Origin of the sequence: Streptomyces sp. NPDC057638, from assembly GCF_042800315.1 — a bacterium.
In the GTDB taxonomy this organism is placed as follows: domain Bacteria; phylum Actinomycetota; class Actinomycetes; order Streptomycetales; family Streptomycetaceae; genus Streptomyces.
This window is the reverse complement of record NZ_JBHVHF010000569.1, coordinates 1-2,079: the sequence shown is the minus strand read 5'-3', so window position 1 is coordinate 2,079 and position 2,079 is coordinate 1. Positions and strand designations below refer to the sequence as shown.

Below are 2,079 nucleotides of genomic sequence, written 5' to 3'. Positions count from 1 at the left end.
ATCGACGGACCGGCCTTCTCCCGGTGGGCGATACTGGGTTCGAACCAGTGACCTCTTCGGTGTGAACGAAGCGCTCTCCCACTGAGCTAATCGCCCGGGAACGGACTGAACCATACAGGCCCGGAGCGGCTGCCTTCAAATCCCTTCAGCGCGACCGCAGCAGCGCGCTCAGCCCGCGCCGCCCCGAACGCATCATGGCGGCGTGATTGGCCCTCAGCACCGGACGGCAGAGCGGGGCCCACCGTCCGAGCAGGGGCTTACGCAACCGGACCGCCTGTTCCATGTCGAGCCGGGTGCCGCCGCGCCGCTCCAGCAGCGTCCACCGCGCCCAGCCCTCCAGGTCGCCGGTGAGCACCAGGTCGATCATCCGGGACCGGAGGTCGCGGGGCCGGGCCCGCACGGTGACCGTGAGCTCCCAGGGAAGGCGGGAGCGGAACCGTACCTGTCCGCTCCGGTCGGTCAGCGGGGTGACCGACCGGACCTGTGGCCACCAGCGGGGATACTCCTCGGCGCGCTCCAGGACGGCGAGTACGGCCTCGGGGGCCGCGGGCAGCTCCCAGACGCTGTGGAAGCGGTAGTGACCCCAGTCCATGACCCTCCCGCCGTCCGCCGCCGTCCGGCCGGCGATCCCGCCGCGAGTATCCACCACCCGCCACGGAAAACGGTCAATCGCGATCAAACACAGTCCGGCGCGGGCCCGGACACGCCACGGACCGGGCGCACGACAAGGGCCCGGAGACTCGATGGAGTCTCCGGGCCCTTGGATCCGGTGGGCGATACTGGGTTCGAACCAGTGACCTCTTCGGTGTGAACGAAGCGCTCTCCCACTGAGCTAATCGCCCGGACGCACCGCAAACATTACCGCATGTCAGCGGGTGCCTCTGACCGGTTCCGATCAGTACTTGATCTCCCAGGGAAGGGCCAGTCCGAACTTCCAGAGATAGATCCCCGCGAGCACCGCGCAGATGACGACGCCGATCGTGGTGAGGATGATGTTCCGGCGCCGCACCCGGGGGTCGAGCGCCCGCTGGGCCGCCTCACTGACCTTCCGCTTGGTCCAGCGGAGCACCAGCTGCGCCCAGACGAACTCGGTCGCCCAGATCGCCATACCCGCGAAGATCACGACCCAGCCGGGCCCGGGGAGCACCAGCATCGCCGCGCCCGCCGCCACGACGGCGAGACCGACCACGAAGACACCGACCTGCCAGCTGATGTGCAGGGTCTTGCGGGCCTTGATGAACTCCGGGGCACGCGAGCCCAGGGGCTTGCCGTCCCCCTGCCCGCCGTCCGCGGCCGACTGGTCCTTCGCCGCTCTCACCTCATCAGCCTCAGCCGTCACAACAGCTTCAGTTTGGTTACTCCCCGTGTTCATATAAGCCAATCTACCGGACCCGGCGTAGTCACCGGAATGGTCCTGGGGAACGAAGAATCACTCCGCCGTTAGGGGTACCTAAACGCACCCAAAACCCTCAGAGGGGTTTACAACGGCACCGTTGGTGGCATGTCGATTTCGCCGACGTGCGAATCCCCGAGCGCACACTGAGCGAAAGGCCCTGGCGCTTATGAACACCACGGTCAGCTGCGAGCTGCACCTGCGCCTCGTTGTATCGAGCGAGTCCTCACTGCCTGTACCCGCGGGCCTGCGGTATGACACGGCCGATCCCTACGCCGTGCACGCCACCTTCCACACCGGAGCCGAGGAGACGGTCGAGTGGGTCTTCGCCCGCGATCTTCTCGCCGAGGGCCTGCACCGGCCCACCGGCACCGGCGACGTCAGAGTCTGGCCGTCCCGCAGCCACGGCCAGGGAGTCGTCTGTATCGCACTGAGCTCCCCTGAGGGAGAAGCACTGCTGGAGGCCCCGGCACGGGCCCTGGAGTCGTTCCTGAAGCGGACCGACGCGGCGGTGCCACCGGGCACCGAGCACCGTCACTTCGATCTCGATACGGAGCTCTCGCACATCCTGGCCGAGAGCTGAGCCAGACCGCGAGCTGCTCGGCGCCGTCCTACTCGGGGAGACGGCGCCGTGCGGAACCTTCCCCATGGCGGACCATCGGCGCCGTCATCGCGTATTCCCGCGC

General features: G+C 68.0%; 3 protein-coding genes and 2 tRNA genes. 1 reads left to right on the top strand and 4 read right to left on the bottom strand.

Annotation, left to right across the window (positions count from 1 at the left end):
• Positions 1–24: 24 nt before the first annotated feature.
• The 4 genes from ACFVIM_RS34855 to ACFVIM_RS34840 form a co-directional block, all read right to left on the bottom strand.
• Positions 25–96 (bottom strand) — tRNA-Val (locus tag ACFVIM_RS34855).
• Positions 97–145: 49 nt separating this feature from the next.
• A complete protein-coding gene (locus ACFVIM_RS34850) occupies positions 146–592 on the bottom strand; it encodes an SRPBCC family protein (RefSeq protein WP_384310321.1) in 447 nt (148 codons plus the stop codon).
• 178 nt (positions 593–770) lie between these two features.
• Positions 771–842 (bottom strand) — tRNA-Val (locus ACFVIM_RS34845).
• A gap of 53 nt (positions 843–895) precedes the next feature.
• Positions 896–1,372: a TIGR02611 family protein gene (locus tag ACFVIM_RS34840; protein ID WP_384310318.1), complete on the bottom strand. Its 477-nt coding sequence runs from the start codon at positions 1,370–1,372 to the stop codon at positions 896–898.
• A 190-nt stretch (positions 1,373–1,562) separates the two neighbouring features.
• Here ACFVIM_RS34840 and ACFVIM_RS34835 point away from each other — a divergent pair, with 190 nt between their 5' ends.
• Entirely contained in the window at positions 1,563–1,976 is a 414-nt protein-coding gene (locus tag ACFVIM_RS34835; protein ID WP_003959770.1) for an SsgA family sporulation/cell division regulator, read from the top strand.
• Positions 1,977–2,079: the final 103 nt, after the last annotated feature.

What these genes read in the sequence shown, in the direction of transcription:
- ACFVIM_RS34850 (WP_384310321.1), bottom strand. Translation starts at nt 592, where the DNA reads ATGGACTGGGGTCACTACCGCTTCCACAGCGTCTGGGAGCTGCCCGCG.
- ACFVIM_RS34840 (WP_384310318.1), bottom strand. Translation starts at nt 1,372, where the DNA reads ATGAACACGGGGAGTAACCAAACTGAAGCTGTTGTGACGGCTGAGGCT.
- ACFVIM_RS34835 (WP_003959770.1), top strand. Translation starts at nt 1,563, where the DNA reads ATGAACACCACGGTCAGCTGCGAGCTGCACCTGCGCCTCGTTGTATCG.